Raw genomic sequence first — 19,966 nt, 5'->3', positions numbered from 1 at the left:
GTAGAGCGACTTGGCCGATCCCTCGTAAGCTGCGGCGGCGCCTGTCGGCTCGAACTGCCGCGCGGTTCGCCCCGGGAGGCGCGGCTCCGGCCGCGACCGCGGCCGGGGGCACCGCCACAGGCGTGCTCACGCGCGCCGGGAAGACACGAGGTGGAACATGCCGGGACCGTGGACCATGCCGGGACCAAGGACGTGGGGGGTGGCCGCCGCCTCGGCGGTGCTGCTGCTCTGCACCGCGCAGGCCTCGCCCGCGGGGGCCGCCACGACCGCGCTGCCCCTCTGCCCGACGGTCTTCGGGCACGGCGGTTACCCCACCGGCGCCGACCCCTGGGACCGTGACCAGGTGCGGCAGCCCAACAACCCCAAGGGGCTCGCCCAGCAGAAGAGCTGGGGAGCGGGCGGCGTCGAGGCCGACCTCCAGCTCACCCGGGACGGCACCAAGGGGGTCATGTGGCACAACACCACGACCAACGGGCTCACCGGCACCCGCAAGCCCATCACCGAACTGTGGTGGGCGACCGGGGCCGACCAGCTCAAGGGCCGGACCATCACCCGCGGCCCCTACACCGGCGAGACCGTCTACACCTTCCGAGAATGGCTCGACAGCGCCAAGTCCAAGAACCTGACGCCTCTGGTGGAACTCAAGGGCGAGGCCGAGCAGTCGCTGCTCAACAGCGACTCGGCCATCCGTGAGCGGGCGTGGGCGGAGGTGATAGCGCCCATATCGGAGCGTATAGCCTCGCAGAAGATCATGATCTACACGCACGACACCGCGCTGCAGCCCGAACTGGACAAGCGCATCAAGGCAGCCGGTCTGTCGGCCACGCTCACGGGCCACCCCAGCTGGATCGACGGGATCGGCTGGGAGGAACCGCCGCCCGCGGCCTCCGGCAACTACGCCTCCTGGCAGGCGGCCTGGACCCGGCTGGGCTCGACCACGACCTCGGTGCCCGTCGCCACCTCGTGGACGAAGGACCTCACGACGTGGCTGCAGGGCAAGTGCGTCTGACGCTCCTGTGGCCCGCGCACCGTTCCGCGCCGGCGCACTCGCCGGCGCGCACGACGTGCGCGTCACCGGCCTCCGCCACGCCTTCCGCGCACCGCCCGTCCGGAGCCGGTGGAGGGACCGAAGGGACCCTGCCCGGGAGTTGAGTGCGGGAGAGCGGATCGAGGGCTGAGCCGGCCCGCGTACGCGGGCCGGCGCGGTCGTGCGAGGACCGGCACGGCCGGATGCGGGCCGTGCGGTGATGCGGGGCCGGCGGGGTGGGACACGGGCCGTGCGGTGACGCGCGCCCGCACGGTCCGGAGCAGGCCGCGCGGTGACGCGCGGGCGGCGCGGTCAGATGCGGGTCGCGAGCGGCACGGTGACCTGCTTCAGCCAGGTACCGGAGGCGAAGTCGCGCGCCTTGACCACCACCCGGTCACGGTACACCTCGACCTGGAGGCCCTGGTTGAACGCGCCGTCCACGGCGTTCTCGCCGCCCTGCCCGTTGTCGGTGAAACCGGTCTGCACGGCACCGGTGTTGATGACCGCGAAACCGTCGAGGTTGGCCGTCCCCGGCACCACACGGCGCACGTACCAGTCGGACAGGCCGAGGTCCCAGTGCGTGTGCCCGCTGAAGAGGAACACGTCACGGTGGCGGCCGAGGAGTCCGAGCAGCCGGTCGGCCTGGAGGTAGTCGCTCATGTAGAGCTTGTTGCGGGTTCCGGAGACGGTGTCCGGCAGCGGGTGGTGCGTGATCACCATGACGGGCCTGCGCCGGCGTGCCCAGTACGCCAGGCGCTCCTCCAGCCACCGGAACTGCGTCTCGCTCAGCCACACCTCGTCCCACAGCTTCGGGTCGTGGTAGTGCATGTAGCGCTCGGTGCCGATCGTGAGCACCGGTATGCCGCCGAACGTCGTCTCCGCGTAGACCCTGCCCCGCTCGGCGAAGCGGTAGAAACTGCGGAACAGCGAGTCCTCGGTGGTGCCGTTGGGCCAGGTGGCCTGGGCCAGCGTGCCGGGGTCGGCCCACTTCGGCACGTAGAACTCGTGGTTGCCGATGGCCCAGGCGATCTCGCGCGGGTGCGGACTGCCCGCGAACACCTTGCGCACCTCGGCGTACTCCGCGTCGTAGCCGCGCGGGGTGATGTCACCGGCCACGGCCAGTCCCGAACTGTGCGGGTTGGTGGCGCGCATGTCCTTCAGCGCGACGGCGAGGTCGCCGAGGTCGCCCTGGATGTCGCTGATGACGTTGAAGGCGGTCAGCGGTGCGCCGCCGCGCAGCGGGGCCGCTTCGGCGGGGACCTCGGCGAGTGCACCGAGCGCGACGGCACCGGCCGTCGCGGCGATGAGGGACCTGCGTTCCATGAAGGGATCCTTTCTGGGCCAGACCCGTTACTCATATGCGACCAATGAGTCCACGGGATGAACGCCGGGCGACAGCGGTCCCGTACGGCCCTCCGCCCGCTCGTGCCGGTCCACGGCGGGGTGCCCGGTGCCCGGGCTCCGCCGATGAGCGGACGTCACATCTCGTAACAACTGGCCGTTTACTGCGGAGCGTTGACAACAAATTATTTGCCCCGCAGGATGACCGCATGCCGACGACGCCCCAGCAGCCTGCCGACGCCTTCACCCCGCCGAGCGCCGAGGAGGCGCGGGCGCAGCGCGTGTACGCCTCCCTGTTCCGCATCGCGGAGCGTCACGCCGCCACGGACGAGCAGCGCCGCCGTCAGGTCCACCCCGCGATGCCCGGCCCGCACGAGGCGATCAGGATCGTGTCGTTCCTGCTCAGCGGCGCGGCTCTGCGCGAGGACGGTGAGCCCGAGGTCGACCGCGCGGACATCACCGCCGCGCTGAGTCTCGTCCCGCTCGCCCGCGCCGAGATGGACGAACTCGAGGCGGGGCTGCTCGGGATGGCGCGGGGACGCGGTATGACCTGGCCCGAGATCGCCTTCGGCCTCGGCCTGGCCACCCCGCAGGCGGCCAGGCAGCGCTACGAGCGACTGGTCAGCCGGACCGGGACGGGCGCGGAAGCCGGCCCAGGCAGCGGCGTCGGGACGGACGCGGAAGCCGACCCAGGCACGGGCGCCTGGACGGACGCGGAACCCGGCCCAGGCAGGGGCGCCGAGACGGGCGCGTAACCAGGCAGCGGCGTCGGGACGGGCGCGGGGCACGCCGGAGACCCGGGGCACGCCGGGCACCCCGGGTCGTCGCAGCGGCCCGAGTCCTGGCCCGGGTCACCGGCCCTCCCCGGTCGCCTCGGTCGCCTCGGTCGGCTCGGTCGGCTCGGTCGCCTCGGTCGCCGTGGCGATCACCGTGCGGAAGGGGTACGCGACCAGGAGGGCCGCCACGACGAGCAGTCCGCTCGCCCAGAGCGGTCCGAGGTCCCCCGCCGGGGTCCCGAGGGCGGTCGCGGCGATGAGCGGTCCGGCGGTGGCGCCGACGTTGAGGGCCGCCGTCGCGTAGGCGCCGGACATCGTGGGCGCCCGCGACCCCTCGTAGAGGGCCCGCGTGATCAGTGTCCCGCCCAGCGCGAACGACAACGCGCCCAGCAGGAACACGAGGACGAGCAGAGCGGCCGGCTCGGCCGCCGACACGGCGAGGACCGGCCAGCCGACGGCCAGCGCGGGACCGCCGACCGCGACGACCCGGCCGGGCCGCCGGTCGGCCAGTCGTCCGGCGACGGTGACCCCCACGAAGGAACCCGCGCCGAAGAGCACCAGCACGAGCGGCACCCACAGTTCCCCCAGCCCGGCCGCCCCGGTCACGACGGGGGCCAGGAACGTGAAACTCGCGAAGGTCGCGGCATTCACCAGCGCACCGAGCAGCAGCACCAGCACCAGGCGTGGCCTGCGCAACTGCGCCAGTTCCCAGCGCAGTCGCGGCCTGCCTTCCTCCGTGTCCGCCCGCGCGGACCCCGCCGGCAGGGTCTTGAGGAGGCCGGCGGCCGCGGGCAGGCACAGGACGGCGACCGCCCAGAAGGTGGCGCGCCAGCCCAACAGCGTGCCCAGCACCGAGCCCCCGGGGACCCCGGCGACCGTGGCCACCGTCGTGCCGGACAGCAGCACGGCCAGCGCCCGTCCCTTCCGGTCGGGCCCGGCCAGCGTGCCCGCCGTCGTCACGGCCACGGCGAGGAACCCGGCGTTCGCCAGCGCCGCGACGAGCCGGGTGGCGCACAGGACGGGAAAACTCGTCGTGGTGGCGCCCACGGCGTGAGCCGCCGAGAACAGCAGGACGAACGCGAGCAGGACGGTCCGCCCCGAGCGGTTCCGGGCGAGGGCGGCCATGAGCGGGGCGCCGACGGCCATGCCGATCGCGAAGGCCGAGGTGAGCGCGCCCGCCGCGCCCACCGTGACGTGGAGGTCGGAGGCGATGGCGGGCAGCAGCCCGGCGAGCATGAATTCGGAGGTGCCCATGGCGAAGACCGCCAGGGCGAGCAGGTACAGAGCGAGAGGCATCGAGTGACCCCGAGGTGAGGTGAGGAGAGGAACGAGAGAACGTCGTCTCGTCACCGCGGTCAGCCCCCGCAGGGCACACTTCACCGGCGATCCGGCGATCCGGCGATCCGGCGATCCGGCGATCCGGCGATCCGGCAGTGCAGTGCTCCTGCCGTCCCGGTGGTCCGGCACGAGGGCCGGCCCCGGAGGGCCGGTGCTCCGGCGTTCCGGTGGTTCAGGGGTGCAGGGGGCTGACGGCGTGACCGAAAGCCCCCACCTCGGCTGACTCGGGGCTCGACATGGACCGCACGGTAGCGGACGGATGCCCGCCGCCGCACGCCGGTTTCGCGCTCCCGCGCGTGCTCCGCCGACCCCGCCCCCTTGTGATCCACATCACCGGCGAAGACGGTGCTCCGCGTCGTCCCACCCGCAACCTCGGCACCCGCCGCACGTCTGAAGCCCATGGAGGCCCGGACTTTCCCGGCCCGCCCCCCTGTTCCCCGAGTGAAGGATCGTCATGTCCGCATCTCATGCCGCACCGTGCGGGCCCGTGTACGCGCCCGCACCCGCGAGGACGGCCGGTGCCGCGGGAGGCGCGGGAACCGGAACCGCAGGACGCGCGGGAGCCGTGCGCGCCGCGAGGGCGCTGTTCCCGTACGCGGGCGCACTCCCGCGCGCCTGGGGGCGGTTGTTCCGGCACGCACCCGAGCGCCCAGCGCCCCCCACCGGCCCCACCGCCACGTCCCCCGCCGTTCACGCCGCCACGCCCGCCGTCGTACCCACCGCCGGAGCAGCCGGCGCCCTCACGGCCCTGCCCCCCGGCGCCGACCACACCCCGCCCCCTGGCAGCGGCCGCATCCCATCGGGACCCACCGACCGCCCCCGGCGGCGGGACACCGGCCAAGGGGTCGACCTCCACCGGCTGTACCACCACCGCAGGCTCGCGCTGGTGCGCCTGGCCGTCCTGCTGGTCGACGACCTGCCCACGGCCGAGGACGTGGTGCAGGACGCGTTCACGGCGCTGCTGCGCCGTCACGGGCACCGTCTGGAGCGGCTGGACGACCCGGAGGCGTACCTGCGCACGAGCGTGGTCAACGCCGCCCGCTCGGTGCTCCGGCGGCGCAGGACCGTCCGCCGGGCCGTGCTCGAACGGGAGCGCCCGGCCCCGCCGCCCGAGGAGTACGTCCTGCTCCGCGAGGAGCACCGCGAGGTGCTGAACGCGCTGGCCCGGCTCACCCGGCGTCAGCGCGAGGTCCTGGTGCTGCGCTACTGGTCCCATCTCACCGAGGTGCAGATCGCCGAGACCCTGGGCCTGTCCCGGGGAGCGGTCAAGTCCACCGCCAGCCGCGCCCTGGACGCGCTCAGCAGGAACCTGGAGGGCCCCCGATGACCGCCGCCCGGCCCGCGCACGACCCTGTCGAGGAGCGCCTGCGAGCCGCCCTGGACGCCCGCGCCCGGCTCGTCGGGCCGGGACGGCTGCGGCCCTCGGCGCCGCCCGGCGCCCGGGGCGCCGCCGCGTGGTCACGGGTGCGCCGCGGGGCGTCGGCCCTGGTCGCGCTCGCGGCGATCGTGGCGGGCGTCGTCCTGTGGCTGGGCCAACGCCACCAGGACGCTCCCGCCCCGCCCGCCACGACCCCGTCCGTGACCGGCCCACCGGCTCCGTCCCCGGTCCCGGCCACCGCCACGGCCCCGGCACCCGACGCGGCCTCCGCCGTGCCCAGGCCCCTGGGCACGGCGGCCCAGAGCCCCCGCTGAGCCGGCCGCCCGTCCGGCGACGACGGCAGCACCACACAGCCGACGGCCACACGCCTCAGCCGTACGGGTCAGCCGGTAGCCGTACGGCTCAGTCGGCGGCCGTACGCCTCAGCCGCCGGTCACACGCTCAAGCCGACGGTCACACGGGCAGCCGGCAGCCACACGTCCTGGCCAACCCCCGACCGGCCCGACCCGCCCGGGCCGACCGGCTCACCGGACCAACTCACCCGGACCGACCGCCCCACCGGGCCACCCCGCCCACCGGGCCGCGGCCCCAGAAGCCACCCCGCCGCCCTCACCCACAGCCCACCAGGGAAAAAGGAACCAAGAAACCGATGAAGACCCCCGCCCGGCTGACGGCGCCCTTCCGCGCTCTCGCCCTGTCCGCCCTCCCCGCCTTCGCCCTCTCCGTCACCCTCACCGCCCCCGCGACGGCCGCTCCCGAAACCACCGCCGCCGACCCCGCCGGCGCGCCCGCCGTCCTCGAGGCCCGCTACGACCTGGGCGACCAGGCCTTCCAGCCTCCTGCCTCGATCGGGTACGTCGGGCGAAGCGAACTCGCCGCCGACGTCTACTATCCGGCGCGCCTGAGCGCCGGCCGGCACCCTCTGGTCCTCCTCCAGCACGGCTCGTGGGAGACCTGCGCCGACGCGGGCGCGGAGGCGGAGAGCGCCGCCGCTCGGGCGGCCCGCGACCGGGCGGAGAAGGCGGGCGACGAGGCCGAGGCCGTCCGTCAGCAGGCGATCGTCGAACAGGCGGCGGCACGGCTGTGGGCGTGGCCGTGCGCGCCGGGCGTCGCGCCGATCCGCAGCAGCAGCGGGTACGACTATCTGGCGCGGGCCCTGGCCGGACGCGGCTTCGTGGTCGTGTCGGTCGGAGCCAACGGCATCAACGCCACCGCCGGCGGACAGGCCGACACGGTCTACCGGGCCCGCGCCGCGCTGATCGACCGGCATCTGAGGATGTGGCAGCGGCTGGCCCGCACGGGCGACGGCCCGTTGCGCGGCGCGCTCACCGACGCCCGTACCGGTGCGCCGGTGGGGGCAGGCTTCCGCGGCCGGGTCGACCTGGGCGACGTCGGTCTCCTCGGGCACTCCATGGGCGGCGGCGGAGTCATGCAGGAGGTCGCGGACTCCTCCCGCGCCCACTGGCCGGCCGGCGTCGACGTCAAGGCGGCCTTCGCGCTCGCCCCCACCGCCACCTGGGACGGCGATCCGGTGACCCGTACGCCGTTCGCCGTCATGTGGGGAACCTGCGACCAGGTCAACACGGGAACGTTCTTCGAGCAGAACGCCGCCGCCAACCGGGCGCCGATCTACAAGTACACGCTCACCGGCGGCAACCACGACTTCTACAACCGGCAGTGGTCCCCGAGCAGCGGCCAGGTGGCGGCCCGCGACGACGCCCTGCCGGGGAGCCGGCCGGGCACCTGCCGGTCCCAGTACCAGGGCCAGGACCACCCGCAGCAGGACCAGACGCCGCTGACGGAGCGTACGCAGCGGCTGATCACCACCCACCGGGTGACGGCCTTCTTCGAACGCTTCCTGCGGGGCCGCACCGACATGCAGCCCTACCTCACCGGCGACCGGCCGTTCCCCGGGGAGCCGGCCCACGTCGTCACGCCGGCCTACGACGCCGGAGACTGACCCTCCCGGTCCGCTCCCGCGCCCGCCTCACCGTCGTCACTCCCGGCGCCTTCGTCACGTTCACCGCCTTCGCCACCCTCGTCCGGCACCCAGCGCAGCACGTCGCCCGGCTGGCAGCCGAGGGTGCGGCAGATCGCGTCGAGCGTCGTGAACCGTACGGCCTTCGCGCGGCCGTTCTTCAGCACGGCGATGTTGGCGGGCGTGATGCCGACCGCGGCGGCGAACTCGCCGACCGACAGCCGGCGGCGGGCGAGCTGGACGTCCAGGTCGACGATGATCGCCATCAGATGACCTCGGCGATCTCGCTCTGCAGGTCCGTCGCCTTGCGCAGCAGACCGCGCAGGACGACGACGAGCATCACGAACGCCCCTCCCGCACCCGCTCCGGTGACCGCCGAGAACAGCGCGCTGACGACCTCCATGCCGTCGTCGGGGGAGGGGATGTCGGCCAGGGCGAGGTGCCCGGCGACCCCGGCCGCCAGCAGCGTCGCCACGGCCGCGGCGCCGATGATGGTGTCCACCCACCGGAAGGCGCGCGGCGTGAAGATCGCCCCGTGATCGACCATGGCGAGCAGCTGCCACAGGGCGACGAGGCCGACCTGGACGCAGGCCACGCAGACGATCGCCACCGTCACGTAGGGCGTGGCGAACGGGGCGTACGGGGGGAAGCGGTCCACTTCGCCGGCCGCCGTCGCCGGAATGACCACGATCTGACCGAAGAGGCCGGCGAGGACCGCCGCGACGACGCCGGCCCGGAGCACGAGGATGCAGAGACGAGACATGCATCGATTGTCGATCGATTTCTATCGAAAATCAATCGCGAACTCTCGCTCGCCCCACCAGGGTTGCGCCGAGCTGTGTCCGAATCTCTCGTTCCGTGTACGGAGTTGTCCGATCCGGGCCTGCTCGACCGGCGTTGTGGAACGGTCACTACGATCGGGGACAAGACAACAGTTCGGCCGGTGCGCGATGGTGGGTGCCGGCCGGGGTCGCCGATGCCAGGGTCCGCTCCCCGGGCTGCGGTGATCTTCCTACCCAGGAGGACCTCCCGCATGTTCCGACGCATTGGGAACATGGTCGTCCGACATCCTGTCTGGACGATCGTGGCGTGGCTGATAGCGGCGGTTGCCATCGTCGCCACCGCCCCGAGCCTGCCCTCGAACAGTGACGAGAGCAGTTTTCTGCCCAAGAGTTACGAGTCCATCAAAGCGGCGGACCTGCAGGAGAGGGCGTTCCCCAGCGCCTTCACCCCGTCCGCCATCGCCCTGTACCGGCGTGCCGACGGCGGCACGCTGACCGCCGCCGACAAGCAGGACATCGCCCGGATCACCTCCGAACTGGGCAAGAAGCACATCGACCAGGTGCAGAAGGTCGTCCCCGGCCCGCCGTCCAAGGACGGCAAGTACGCCATGACCCTGGTCCAGATGGACAGCAAGAAGGCCGGTCAGCCCGAACAGACCGACGCCGCCAAGGTGTTGCGGGCGGACGTCAGGCAACTGGCCAAGGGCACGCACCTGGAGGCCAAGCTGGGCGGTTCGGCCGCCCAGGCGCTCGACCAGGAGGATTCGTCCAAGCGCGGTCAGGCGCTGATCGGTATCGGCACCTTCGCGATCATCCTGGTGACGCTGCTGATCATCTTCCGGGCGCCGATCCTGGCCGTACTGCCCCTGGTCCTGATCGGTCTGGTGTCCGCCATCGCCAACGGACTGATCGCCTACGCCACCAAACTGTTCGGTCTGCAGGCCAACAGCTCGATCTCGTCGATCCTGATCGTCGTGCTGTTCGGTGTGGGCACGGACTACTTCCTCTTCCTGATGTTCCGCTACCGGGAACGCCTGCGTGCCGGTGACGAACCCAAGCAGGCCATGATCAACGCGGTGGACCGGGTCGGCGAGGCCATCGCCTCGGCCGCCGGGGCGGTCATCATCGCCTTCCTCGCGCTGGTGCTGTCCACCCTCGGCTTCCTCAAGCAGATGGGCCCGGCGCTGGCCATCGCGGTCGCCGTCACCCTGGTCGCCGGCCTCACCCTGATACCGGCGGTGGTCTCGCTCATCGGACCGAAGGTCTTCTGGCCGTCCAAGTCGTGGCAGCGCGAGCCGGACAACGCCCGCTTCGCGGCGCTCGGCCGCGGTGTCCGGCGCCGGCCGGCCGTGGCCGCCGCCGTCTCCGGCCTCGTCCTGGTCGCGCTCTCGCTCGGCTCGCTCGGCTTCAAGGCCACGTTCGACCTGGCGTCGGGCTCCATGCCCAAGACCAAGGAGTCGATGGTCGTCCAGGACGAGATGCAGAAGGCGTACTCGGCGGGCGCCGCCGCACCCACCGACGTCTACCTCTCCAGCTCCGCCGGAAAGCCGCTGGACAAGGCCGCCTTCGGGGCGTACGCGAAGAAGCTCGGTGCCGTGGACGGCGTCGCCGACGCCCACCTGGCCCAGGTCAGCAAGGACGGCAGCACCGCGGACTTCACCGTCACCCTCAAGTACGAGGCGTCGACGGAGAAGGCGATCGACGCCGTGGGCGAGGTGCGCGACGTCGCGCACTCCGGCGCCCCGGACGGCACCGAGGCGGTCGTCGGCGGCATGTCCTCCATCTTCAAGGACATCAACACCGCGGTGAACCACGACTACCGTACGGTCTTCCCCGTCGCCGCCGTCCTCATCATGGTCATCCTCGGGCTGCTGCTGCGCAGCCTGGTCGCCCCCTGGTACCTGATGGCCTCCGTGGGCCTCGGCTTCGGCGCCACCCTGGGCGCCACCGTCTGGATCTTCCAGGACGGCCAGGGACACCCGGGACTGATGTTCATGCTCCCGGTGATCATGTACCTCTTCGTGGTCGCCATCGGCACCGACTACAACATCCTCATGATCGCCCGGCTCCGCGAGGAGGCCCGCGAGGGCCGCGAACCGCGCGAGGCGGCGGGCATGGCGGTCCGGCACGCCGGGCCCACCGTGGCGGCGGCCGGCTTCATCCTGGCGGCGACCTTCGCCACCATGATGCTCGCCGGCAACTCACTGCTCACGGAGATGGGTTTCGCGGTCTCCTTCGGCATCGTGGTCGCCGCCTTCGTCATGGCGATGTTCTTCACCCCGAGCCTCACGGCACTGATCGGCCACGCGGCGTGGTGGCCGGGCCATGGGGACCGTGCGAGGGAAACGGCTCCCGGCACTGCTGCCTCTGTTCGGGCTGGTGCCGGGCCGGGGGCGGACTCCGGTTCCGACTCCGGTCCGAGTTCCGGGCAGGAGTGGGCTGCGGAGGATTCGCCGGGCCGCCGCGGCTGATGGCATAGCGCCTACCGGGGACCGGTCTCCGGTGCACGCGCCCGGGCCGCGGTCCGGGTGCCGGGCGGGCAGGCACCGTCAGACGCCATCCGCGCGAACCAGGGATGGTTCGCGCGGGTGGCGTCTTCGCGTGGGTCACCCGGCGGTGGCCGCCGGGGTGGTGAAGTAGTGGCCCTGGCCGAGGTCGGTGAGGAGGCCGGGACCGACCGGTTCCCAGCCGAGCAGCTCGCGGGTCAGGGCGCTCGACGCGGGAATGTCCATGCTCAGGATGTCACCCAGCCAGGTGAAGTGCCCGGAGGCGTCCTCCACGGGCACGGAGACGACAGGGATGTCCAGATGGCGGCCGATGGCCTCGGCGATGTCGCGGATCGGGACGCCCTCCTCGGCGGCCCCGTGCAGCACCGAACCCGCCGGCGCCTTCTCGACCGCGAGCCGGAACAACCGGGCGGCGTCGAGCCGGTGGACGGCCGGCCAGCGGTTGGTGCCGTCACCCACGTAGCCGGACACGCCCTTGGCGCGGGCGATTGCCGTCAGGGCCGCCATGAAACCGTTGTCCCCCTCGCCGTGGCAGGTCGGAGAGAGACGCACCACGGACGAACGTACGCCGCGCGATGACAGCGCGAGAACCGCCTGGGCGGTGGCACCCCGGATGGAGAGACCCGAACCGTGGGGCGTGGGCACGTCCCGCTCGGTCGCCACCCGTCCCGGCGCGACGCCGGCCAGGCCTCCGGCGAGGACGAAGGGGCGGCCGCTGCCGGCGAGTGCGTCACCGAAGGTGTCGACGGCGCGGCGGTCGGCTTCGGCCGCGCTCCTGAAGTCGCCGGAGAAGGCGATGTCGTGCTTGAAGGCCAGATGGACCACGCCGTCCGACGCGGCTGCCGCGTCCCGCAGGACGTCGAGGTCGTCGAGGGTGCCGCGGACGACCTCCGCGCCGGCAGCGGTGAGTGCGGCGGCGGAGGCGCCGGAGCGGGCGAGGCCCACCACTTGATGGCCCGCCGCCAGCAGGAGGGGAACGACGGCGGAGCCGATCCAGCCGGATGCCCCGGTCACGAAGATGCGCATAAGAGGAACCCCTGACTCTCCATGAGTGGGTGAGACCCAGTGTCAGTGACGGGTGATGTCAGTGACTGTCGTCGATTCGACCGTATCACTCGATGTCAGTCACTGTCATCGCGTACGATCGCGGCATGGGCAGATGGGAGCCGAACACGCGGGAGCGCTTGGCGCAGGCGGCGCTGGAGCTGTACGGGGAACGCGGCTACGAGCAGACCACCGTGGCGGAGATCGCCGGACGGGCCGGGCTGACCGAGCGCACCTTCTTCCGGCACTACGCCGACAAGCGCGAGGTGCTGTTCGCCGGGGCCGGGGACCTGGAGGACTTGTTCGCGCAGGCCGTCGCCGCCGCGCCGGAATCCGCGGCGCCGCTCGACGCGGTGGCGGCGGGGCTCGACGCGGTCGGTTCCTTCTTCGCCGGGCGGCGTGAGTTCGCGCGCACGCGCCAGGCAGTGATCATGGCCACCGCGGAACTGCGCGAACGCGAACTGATCAAGCTCGCCTCGGTATCGGCCGCCCTCGCCGCCACGCTGCGCCGACGCGGTGTGCCGGAACCGGCGGCGAGCCTGAGCGCCGAAGCGGGCGTCGCCGTCTTCAAGGTCGGCTTCGAACGATGGGTCGCCCCCGGTGAAGAGCGCGACATGGCGCCTTTGCTGCGGGATTCACTGGACGAGCTCAGGGCCGTGGCGGCGGGGCGCCTTCAGGAGGGTTCACAAAGGCCTGTGAGCAGGAACTGACATCGCCGGTGTCACCTCACGAACTGCGAGGAGTTCAGATTCACCAGGCGACCCGTGAGGCTTAGAGCTGCGAACAAAAGTGGGCGCCGCCCGCCGGGGCCCACTTTTGTTCGCAGCTCTTATCCCGACGCCGTCCGCGGTGGAGCGGGCCGCGGTGAAACCGGCGTTCTCGGGGAGGCTGACCCGCCAGGTGGCCGTGGCCCGGGCGGCGCCGGGGACGGTGAGGGTGATTTCCGTGCCCTGGGGCCGTGGCGATGGTGGATGCCGGCGCGGCCACCCGCGGGGGCGGCTCCGCCGGGGGAGCCGCACCCGGGCGGGGAGGTCAGTAGGCGCGTGCCACGACGGCCACGTTCCCCGGCTGGTCGTCGCGCTCGGGGACCGAGCCGTCCGCGGCGACCAGGCACCGTACGGTCACGCCCTGCTCGGCCAGCCGTGCCTCGCCGTCCGGACCCAGCGCGGACCACGGGATCCGCGCCCACCCGCTGCCCGCGGCCTCCACGGCCTCCGCGACGGTCGACACATCAGCGGTACGCCGCTCACGGCGCTCCCGGGACTGCGCCAGCAGCAGCGCCTGGTCGTCCGCGAGAACCTTGGGCAGGATCTCCGGCAGCGCGGCGATCTCGGCCGGCTCCTTCGTCCCGGCGATGCGGCGGACCAGGACGGCGCTGCCGTGGGCCAGGTCACGCGGCCCGACCTCGATCCGTACCGGCACACCCTTGAGTTCCCAGTCCACCGCGCGCCGCCCGAACGGGGTGTCGGTGCGGTCATCGACGTGCACGCGCACCCCGGCCGCCTTCAGCCGTTCCCCGATCGCGCGCACCTCGGTGAGCACCGCGCCGTCGTCCTTGACCGCGACGACCACCGCCTGCACCGCGGCCAGACGGGGCGGGACGCGCAGCCCGTCGTCGTCCCCGTGCATCATCACCAGCGCCCCGACCATCCGGGTGGTGGAGCCCCAGGAGGTCTGCCACACGTGTTCCTGCGTGCCGTCCTTCGACAGGTACCGGGTGTGGAAGGCCTTGGCGAAGTTCTGGCCGAGTTCGTGGCTCGTCGCCAGTTGCAGGGCCTTGCCGTCACCCATCATGCCTTCCAGCGTCAGGGTGTTGACCGCACCGGCGAAGCGTTCCCTGGCCGTCTTGCGGCCCGGTACGACGTCCATGGCGAGGATGTTCTCCATGAAGTCGCCGTAGACGGCGCGGTGGATGTGCGCGGCGTAGTCCCGGGCGTCCTCGTAGGTGGCGTGGGCGGTGTGTCCCTCCTGCCACAGGAACTCCGTCGTGCGCAGGAACACGCGCGGACGCAGCTCCCAACGCACCACGTTCGCCCACTGGTTGATCAGCAGGGGCAGGTCGCGGTAGCTCTGCACCCATTTCGAGAAGTAGTCGTTGACGATCGTCTCGGAGGTGGGGCGGACGACGACCGGTTCCTCCAGCTCCTTGCCGCCTCCGTGGGTGACGACGGCCAGTTCGGGGGCGAAGCCCTCGACGTGCTCGGCCTCCTTCGTCAGGTACGACTGCGGGATGAAGAGCGGGAAGTACGCGTTGGAGGCGCCGGCCGCCTTGATCCGGGCGTCCATCTCCTGCTGCATCCGCTCCCACAGCCCGTACCCGTACGGTCGGATGACCATGGTGCCGCGCACCGGCCCGTTGTCGGCCAGTTCGGCCTTGCCGACCAGGTCCTGGTACCAGCGGGGGAAGTCGTCCGCCCGGGGGGTGAGCACGGGTGCCTTTGCCATGCGCCGCAGGTTAGGGCGCGGCACGCCCGCACGCCAGCGGATTACGGCGCCGTCTGCGCCGCAGGTCCCCGCCCTCCCGGGACCCGGCCTCGGCGTAGATCACCACAGTCCGTTCCGGCTGCCGGGCCACCCCGTGCGCGGCAGGACCCGGAAGGCCGGGCGTTTCCCGCACCCCGGCGTCGGCTCACTCCTGCTGGACCACCAGGCCTCCGACGTACGCGAGGCCCCGGGCCGGGAGCTGGTCGTCCACCGGGCCGGACCCGGCAGCCCCTGCGCGGAGGCGCCGCGCCCGCTCGGCTCCGTCCCCGCGACCCGCACCGGCCCGTCGCACGCGGCGCGGGCAGCCCCTGAAACTCCCGCACCGGGCCGCGGGCCGGGCCGCGGGTCAGTCCGGGGCGCCGTCGGCCAGCAGGGCGAGGTGGTCCGCGACCGGGCCGAGCGTGATCAGACCGCTGCCGGCGCCGCCCTGCTCGGCCGCCGCCGGGGCCAGCGCCGTCCGGGCCCGCGCCATGAGGGCCCGGTCGCCCACCGCCACCGCGGCCCGCGCCAGGAGGCACCACATGGCCTCGTACATCAGGTCGCGCGGGGGCGGCACCACGTCCCTCAGCGCCCGCGCCGCCTCCGGGATACGTCCCTCGCCCACCAGGAGCACCGGACGCACCCACGGCTCGTACGGCCCCCAGCCGCCGCTCCGGTCGCCGCTCCCGTCGGCGGGCAGGTCGCCGGGACCGCCGGCCGGCAGCCCGTGCCGCAGCCGCACGCTCAGCAGCGCCAGCGGCAGCAGGCCCTGCTGCAACCCGGGCATCCCCGACCCGTGCAGGCACCCGGCGGCATCCGCGTAGGCGGCCAGGGCCGCGTCCGGCGGCCCGGTCATGGCGGTGCGCAGCGCCCGGAACCAGGTGGTGAACACGGAGACCAGCGGCAGGTCGTGCCGGGCGGCCAGCTCGTCGGCCGCGCTCGCGTGCCGGCCGGCCCCGGCCGGGTCCGACAGGGCGCACCGCGCCTGCACGCGGACGAGGTGGCCGAGCACCTCGTAGCGGACCAGGTCGTGGCGGGCCGCCAGCGCGACCAGTTCGGCCCCGACGGCGTCCCGCCGGGCCGCGAGCCCCGCCCGCTGGAACGTCTGCATGAAGGTGCCGTTCAGGGCGAAGCAGAGCAGGGCCGGGTCGCCGAGTCCCCGGGCGATCTCCTCCGCCTGCCGGGCGGCCCGCAGCGGGCGTGCCGCCGCTCCGCCCGCCGACTCGTCGGCGGGCAGCGTGCCCCGGGACTCCACGGCGACGGTCGCCAGCAGCCGGCAGCGCGTCGCGTCGTGGCCGCCGGACGGAAGCAGTCGCAGGGTGCGCTCGGCCGCGCCCACCAGCCACCGGGCCTGCTCCGGGTCGTCCGACCGGGTCCAGACGGCCGGGACGTCGTACGCCCCGATGACGCGGGCGGTCAGCTCGGGGTCGCCGAGCTGTTCCGCGGCGGCCACGGCCGCGACCCGGTGCCGCCGGGCCGCCTCCAGACCCCCGCCGCCCGTCACCGCCAGGTCGCGCATCAGGCTCGCCGTCGACTCCAGCCGGGTCCGCGCCCGCGAGCCCAGGGAACTCTCGTACGCGGCGGTCGCCCGGCTCCACACGTCGTCGATCCCGGAGCCGGCGCCCGGGTCCAGGTGCTCGGCGTGCCGCAGGACGTCCTCCTCCAGCCGCCGCAGCCGCGGGCCGGGGTCCACGCCGAGGTGTTCGCGCAGCATGGCCCGCGCCCGCCGCAGGACCGACAGCGCGTCGGCCTGCCGCCCGGACCGGTACAGCGCCAGGGCCAGCAGCCGCCAGGCGTCCTCGCGCCACGGGTGTTCCGTGACGTGCGCGTCCAGGCCCGGCACGGTCGCGGCCGCCTCACCGAGGGCGATACGGGCCTCGGCGCGGCGCTCGACGGCGTGCAGGCGCAGTTCGGTGAGCCGGGCGCGTTCCGTGCGCAGCCAGCGTTCGTCGCCGAAGTCGGCGAAGGCGGGGCCGCGCCACCAGCCCAGCGCCTCGCCCAGCCCGGCCGCCACCCGCTCCGGCCCGGCGTCGGCCAGGGCGTCCACCGTCTGCTCGAACCGCCAGGCGTCCACGTCCTCCTTCGCGGCCCGCAGCGCGTAGCCGGGGCCCTCGGTGACGAGCAGCCGGGACGGGGTCCGCGGCGGCCGGTCCGGTTCGAGAGCCCGGCGCAGATCGCCGACGAAGGTGCGTACGCTGCCCACGGCGCGGGCGGGCGGATCGTCCCACAGGTCCTCGGTCAGCCGGGTCACCGGCACGACCCTCCGGTGGGCGACGACGAGCCGGGCCAGGACCGCGCGGTGCCGGGGTCCCTTGAGCGCGAGCGGGTCCCCGGCCTCGTCCCAGGCCGCCACGGCCCCCAGCACCCCGATCTTCACACGCACCCTCGCAGCCCGTCCTCTCCGTCCGCTCGCCCCACCCAATCTAGCCAGGCCCCCGGGAACACCCGACAGCAATCCCCGGCGCCGCGGGCGTGCAACCCGGGTGCCCGTGCCCGTGCACGCGCCCCGTGCTTGTGCCCCTGCCTCGTCCGTCCTGACCGGTGTGCGCGCCGACGCGTCGAGGAACCCGACCCGCGCCCGAGGACAGTGACAGCCGGCGCCCTGCCCGTCACGGCGACGGCCGGGTGTGGTTCGTTCATCCGTTGCTGATCGGGGGCCCCCAGGCTGGGTGCACGGCCGGGCGGCTGCCGCCGCACGGCCCGGCACACCTGTCCATCACCTCACCACCGACCGAGGAGCAGCGCCATGACACACACGATCCCGGGCTTCGACCAGCAGCGGGTGACCGTCGACGAGGGTGTCGGCCTCAATGTCGCCGTCGGCGGCAGCGGAGCGCCGATCGTCCTGCTGCACGGCTTCCCGCAGACCCACCTGATGTGGCGGCACGTCGCCGCGGACCTGGCGGCCGACCACACCGTCATCTGCCCCGACCTGCGCGGATACGGGGCCAGCGACAAGCCGCGGGAGGACGGCCCGCACACCTACTCCAAGCGGACCATGGCCCAGGACATCGTCACCCTCGCCCGCGCCCTGGGGCACGAGCGGTTCGCCCTGGCGGGGCACGACCGGGGCGCCCTGGTGGCGTTCCGCGCCGGACTCGACCACCCGGACGCCGTCACGCACCTGGCCTGCCTGGACGTCCTGCCGACCCTGGACATGTGGGAGGCGCTGCACGGCACCTCGGCCGCGGTCGGCTTCCACCTGTACCTGATGGCCCAGCCGCCGGGGCTGCCGGAGGCGATGATCGAGGCGAGCGCCGACACCTTCTTCGCGCACTTCCTCGACCTGTGGGCGAAGGACCCCGACGCCGTGCCGGGCCCCGTGCGCCAGGCGTACCTGGACGCCTGCCGGGGCGCGGTGCCGTCCATCGTGGCGGACTACCGGGCCTCCGCCGGCATCGACGTCGAGCACGACAAGGCGGACCGTGCGCACGGCAGGCAGCTCACGATGCCGGTCTCCGTGCTGCAGCAGGACTGGGGCGCCGCGCTCGGTTACGAGGCCGCCGCCCTGTGGAGCGCCTGGGCCGCGGACCTGGACCACTCCACCGTGTCCTGCGGTCACTTCATGGCCGAGGAAGCCCCCCAGGACATCACGGAGGCACTGCGGGCGCTGATGAAACGCTGACGCTTCACCTCCTCGAACTCCCCTATACCGCCAAGCTTTACGCGCCTGCAATCCGGGTCACCCGAAGGTGTGGAACGGTGGCCGCGGGAACTGACGGCATATGCCCGACTGCCGTACTGTCACGTCCCTACCCGCAAGTCGGGTGGAAAACCGCTGGCCATAAAGGGGAGAGGACGGCGCCGGGGTGGTTTCGGACAACGAGGAGTGGGGCGAGCTGGCGGCCTGCCGGACCGCCGACCCTGACGAACTGTTCGTTGAGGGGGCCGCTCAGAACAGAGCCAAGATCCTGTGCAGCGGATGTCCCGTGCGCACCGAATGCCTGGCGCACGCCCTCGACAACCGTATCGAGCACGGGGTCTGGGGCGGCATGACGGAACGGGAGCGGCGCGCCCTGCTGCGGCGCCGCCCCACGGTGACGTCCTGGCGGCTCCTGCTGGAGACGGCCCGCACGGAGCACGAACAGCAGGGCCGCGGGACGGACCGCCCGCGCTGGGCGGAGCGCTGGGCCGCGACGGGCTGACGCGCCGGCAGGCTCACGGGCCGGCACGCCGACGGGCTCACGGGAGGCGTGCCGAGTCGTCACAGGGACCGAACTTGCCCTTTCCAAAAGGGCGTTGGCGATGCCTAATGGTTCCCACACGGTCATGGAGTCGCATGGCGTACGGGGGACTTGTGGAGACGAAGGGGACCTGGGGGCCGCCGGAGCTGCCGCCGGTGCCGTCGCGTGAGGGGAAGAGCGTCGACCTCCGCGTCGACAAAGGGGTGCTCTGGCTGGGAGAGGCCGCTTACCCGCTGCACAACCTCGTGCGGGTCTACACCACCGAGTTCAAGCCCAGACGCTGGGAGGCGTTCGGGTACCTGGCCCTCGGGGGCGGCCTCGCGTACGTGGTGGCGAACGCGCAGCCGGAGGCGCGGGGCGTCTGCCTGGTCGCGGTGGTCCTGCTGTTCGGACGGTTCCTGAAGGTGCTGTCCTCGTCGAGCAGACACGTGCTGGCCATCGAGACGGCGGGCAACGCCAGCGCCCTGGTGACGCTGCCGGACCGGGAGGAGCTGCGCGGGATCGTCCGCGCCATCATGGAGACCGTCGAGAACCCGGAGAAGACACTCCACGTGGAGGTGGAGAGCATCCAGTTCAACCGCAGGGAATACCACTTCGGCGACACGGTCAACATGTACGGCGGCCTGGGAAACACGGGGGTGCTGAAGAAGTGAGCGGCGACACCGTCAACATGTACGGCGGGAACCACAACACCGGGATCGTCAAGAACCAGTACGCTGGGACGGCGCAACCGGCGTCCCCGCAGCTCCTCGTGGCGATCGAGGAACTGTCGCTTCTCCTGCGGGAACTGCGCGGCCAGGTCGCGCCCGCCACCGGGCGGGTCATCGACGACGCCCTGCCCGTGATCTCCTCCCGGGCGAGCGCCCCGCAGGAGCGGCACCGCGCCCTGATCGCCGTGGCCACCATCGCCGCGACCGTCGGAGCGCTGGGCCAGCCGGTCGCCGAAGCGGTCAACAAGGTCCTGGAGTTGCTGGGGGCCCTGTAGGGCGCGCGGCTGGGGAGCCGCCCGGGCGCGCGGGGGCGGGGACGGAGTGCCGGTCATCCGGCGGGGCCCTGGCCCGGCTCAGGCTCCGGCTCACGTCGACCGCGAGCGGCGTCCCGTACGCGGAGGTGTGCGCGGGCTCGCGCGCGGGCTTGCGGGACGTGGC

17 protein-coding genes and 1 pseudogene are annotated in these 19,966 nt (G+C 73.2%); 11 read left to right on the top strand and 7 right to left on the bottom strand.

The window, feature by feature from the left end; genetic code table 11:
* Positions 1–199: 199 nt before the first annotated feature.
* The gene (locus IG64_RS25720; protein ID WP_037860418.1) at positions 200–1,009 is read left to right on the top strand and encodes a glycerophosphodiester phosphodiesterase family protein; all 810 of its coding nucleotides are present in this window, start codon (positions 200–202) and stop codon (positions 1,007–1,009) included.
* A 330-nt stretch (positions 1,010–1,339) separates the two neighbouring features.
* Here IG64_RS25720 and IG64_RS25715 read toward each other — a convergent pair whose 3' ends face one another.
* Positions 1,340–2,350 (bottom strand): metallophosphoesterase family protein, encoded by a 1,011-nt coding sequence (locus IG64_RS25715; protein WP_037860416.1) that lies wholly within the window; start codon positions 2,348–2,350, stop codon positions 1,340–1,342.
* A 227-nt stretch (positions 2,351–2,577) separates the two neighbouring features.
* On the opposite strand from IG64_RS25715, the gene IG64_RS25710 reads away from it, so the two are divergent.
* Complete coding sequence (locus IG64_RS25710; RefSeq protein WP_234438610.1) at positions 2,578–3,123, top strand: DNA-binding protein; 546 nt, start codon at positions 2,578–2,580, stop codon at positions 3,121–3,123.
* A 96-nt stretch (positions 3,124–3,219) separates the two neighbouring features.
* Here the strand turns inward: IG64_RS25710 and IG64_RS25705 are convergent, their stop codons facing one another.
* Complete coding sequence (locus tag IG64_RS25705) at positions 3,220–4,440, bottom strand: Cmx/CmrA family chloramphenicol efflux MFS transporter (RefSeq protein ID WP_051813337.1); 1,221 nt, start codon at positions 4,438–4,440, stop codon at positions 3,220–3,222.
* Between the two features lie 607 nt (positions 4,441–5,047).
* Between IG64_RS25705 and IG64_RS25700 the strand changes: the two genes are divergently transcribed.
* The 3 genes from IG64_RS25700 (at position 5,048) to IG64_RS25690 (ending at position 7,820) form a co-directional block, all read left to right on the top strand.
* Complete coding sequence (locus tag IG64_RS25700; protein ID WP_037860413.1) at positions 5,048–5,809, top strand: RNA polymerase sigma factor; 762 nt, start codon at positions 5,048–5,050, stop codon at positions 5,807–5,809.
* The gene (locus IG64_RS25695; RefSeq protein WP_037860412.1) at positions 5,806–6,174 is read left to right on the top strand and encodes a hypothetical protein; all 369 of its coding nucleotides are present in this window, start codon (positions 5,806–5,808) and stop codon (positions 6,172–6,174) included. The genes IG64_RS25700 and IG64_RS25695 overlap by 4 nt, the downstream gene beginning before the upstream one ends.
* Before the next feature lie 335 nt (positions 6,175–6,509).
* Positions 6,510–7,820, top strand: coding sequence for an alpha/beta hydrolase (locus tag IG64_RS25690; RefSeq protein WP_051813336.1), 1,311 nt, complete (start codon positions 6,510–6,512; stop codon positions 7,818–7,820).
* 77 nt (positions 7,821–7,897) lie between these two features.
* Here the strand turns inward: IG64_RS25690 and IG64_RS25685 are convergent.
* Together IG64_RS25685 and IG64_RS25680 are read right to left on the bottom strand one after the other, a co-directional pair.
* Positions 7,898–8,104 (bottom strand): annotated as a pseudogene (locus IG64_RS25685) (helix-turn-helix domain-containing protein); the annotation flags it as partial.
* Entirely contained in the window at positions 8,104–8,601 is a 498-nt protein-coding gene (locus IG64_RS25680) for a DUF2975 domain-containing protein (RefSeq protein ID WP_037860410.1), read from the bottom strand. The gene IG64_RS25680 and the pseudogene IG64_RS25685, both read right to left, overlap by 1 nt.
* Before the next feature lie 270 nt (positions 8,602–8,871).
* Between IG64_RS25680 and IG64_RS25675 the strand changes: the two genes are divergently transcribed.
* Entirely contained in the window at positions 8,872–11,091 is a 2,220-nt protein-coding gene (locus IG64_RS25675) for an MMPL family transporter (protein ID WP_037860407.1), read from the top strand.
* Positions 11,092–11,226: 135 nt separating this feature from the next.
* Here the strand turns inward: IG64_RS25675 and IG64_RS25670 are convergent, their stop codons facing one another.
* On the bottom strand, positions 11,227–12,153 hold the full coding sequence (locus IG64_RS25670) for an SDR family oxidoreductase (RefSeq protein ID WP_037860406.1): 927 nt from the start codon (positions 12,151–12,153) through the stop codon (positions 11,227–11,229).
* 125 nt (positions 12,154–12,278) lie between these two features.
* Here IG64_RS25670 and IG64_RS25665 point away from each other — a divergent pair, with 125 nt between their 5' ends.
* On the top strand, positions 12,279–12,881 hold the full coding sequence (locus IG64_RS25665; RefSeq protein WP_051813334.1) for a TetR/AcrR family transcriptional regulator: 603 nt from the start codon (positions 12,279–12,281) through the stop codon (positions 12,879–12,881).
* 322 nt (positions 12,882–13,203) lie between these two features.
* Here the strand turns inward: IG64_RS25665 and proS are convergent, their stop codons facing one another.
* Both proS and IG64_RS25655 read right to left on the bottom strand, forming a co-directional pair.
* Positions 13,204–14,616, bottom strand: coding sequence for a proline--tRNA ligase (proS, locus tag IG64_RS25660; RefSeq protein ID WP_037860404.1), 1,413 nt, complete (start codon positions 14,614–14,616; stop codon positions 13,204–13,206).
* A 385-nt stretch (positions 14,617–15,001) separates the two neighbouring features.
* Complete coding sequence (locus tag IG64_RS25655) at positions 15,002–17,017, bottom strand: BTAD domain-containing putative transcriptional regulator (RefSeq protein WP_037860402.1); 2,016 nt, start codon at positions 17,015–17,017, stop codon at positions 15,002–15,004.
* Between the two features lie 363 nt (positions 17,018–17,380).
* On the opposite strand from IG64_RS25655, the gene IG64_RS25650 reads away from it, so the two are divergent.
* The 4 genes from IG64_RS25650 (at position 17,381) to IG64_RS25635 (ending at position 19,803) form a co-directional block, all read left to right on the top strand.
* Positions 17,381–18,259 (top strand): alpha/beta fold hydrolase, encoded by an 879-nt coding sequence (locus IG64_RS25650; RefSeq protein ID WP_037860401.1) that lies wholly within the window; start codon positions 17,381–17,383, stop codon positions 18,257–18,259.
* Positions 18,260–18,443: 184 nt separating this feature from the next.
* A complete protein-coding gene (locus IG64_RS25645; protein ID WP_037860399.1) occupies positions 18,444–18,779 on the top strand; it encodes a WhiB family transcriptional regulator in 336 nt (111 codons plus the stop codon).
* A gap of 134 nt (positions 18,780–18,913) precedes the next feature.
* Positions 18,914–19,471, top strand: coding sequence for a DUF6232 family protein (locus tag IG64_RS25640; RefSeq protein WP_158771634.1), 558 nt, complete (start codon positions 18,914–18,916; stop codon positions 19,469–19,471).
* Positions 19,468–19,803, top strand: coding sequence for a hypothetical protein (locus tag IG64_RS25635; protein WP_037860398.1), 336 nt, complete (start codon positions 19,468–19,470; stop codon positions 19,801–19,803). Before IG64_RS25640 ends, IG64_RS25635 begins: the two co-directional genes overlap by 4 nt.
* The last annotated feature ends 163 nt before the right edge of the window (positions 19,804–19,966 follow it).

Source organism: Streptomyces sp. NRRL S-340 (genome assembly GCF_000720185.1).
Classification (GTDB): Bacteria; Actinomycetota; Actinomycetes; order Streptomycetales; family Streptomycetaceae; genus Streptomyces.
Note: the sequence above shows the minus strand (reverse complement) of the source record. Positions and strands in the feature narration are given on the sequence as shown.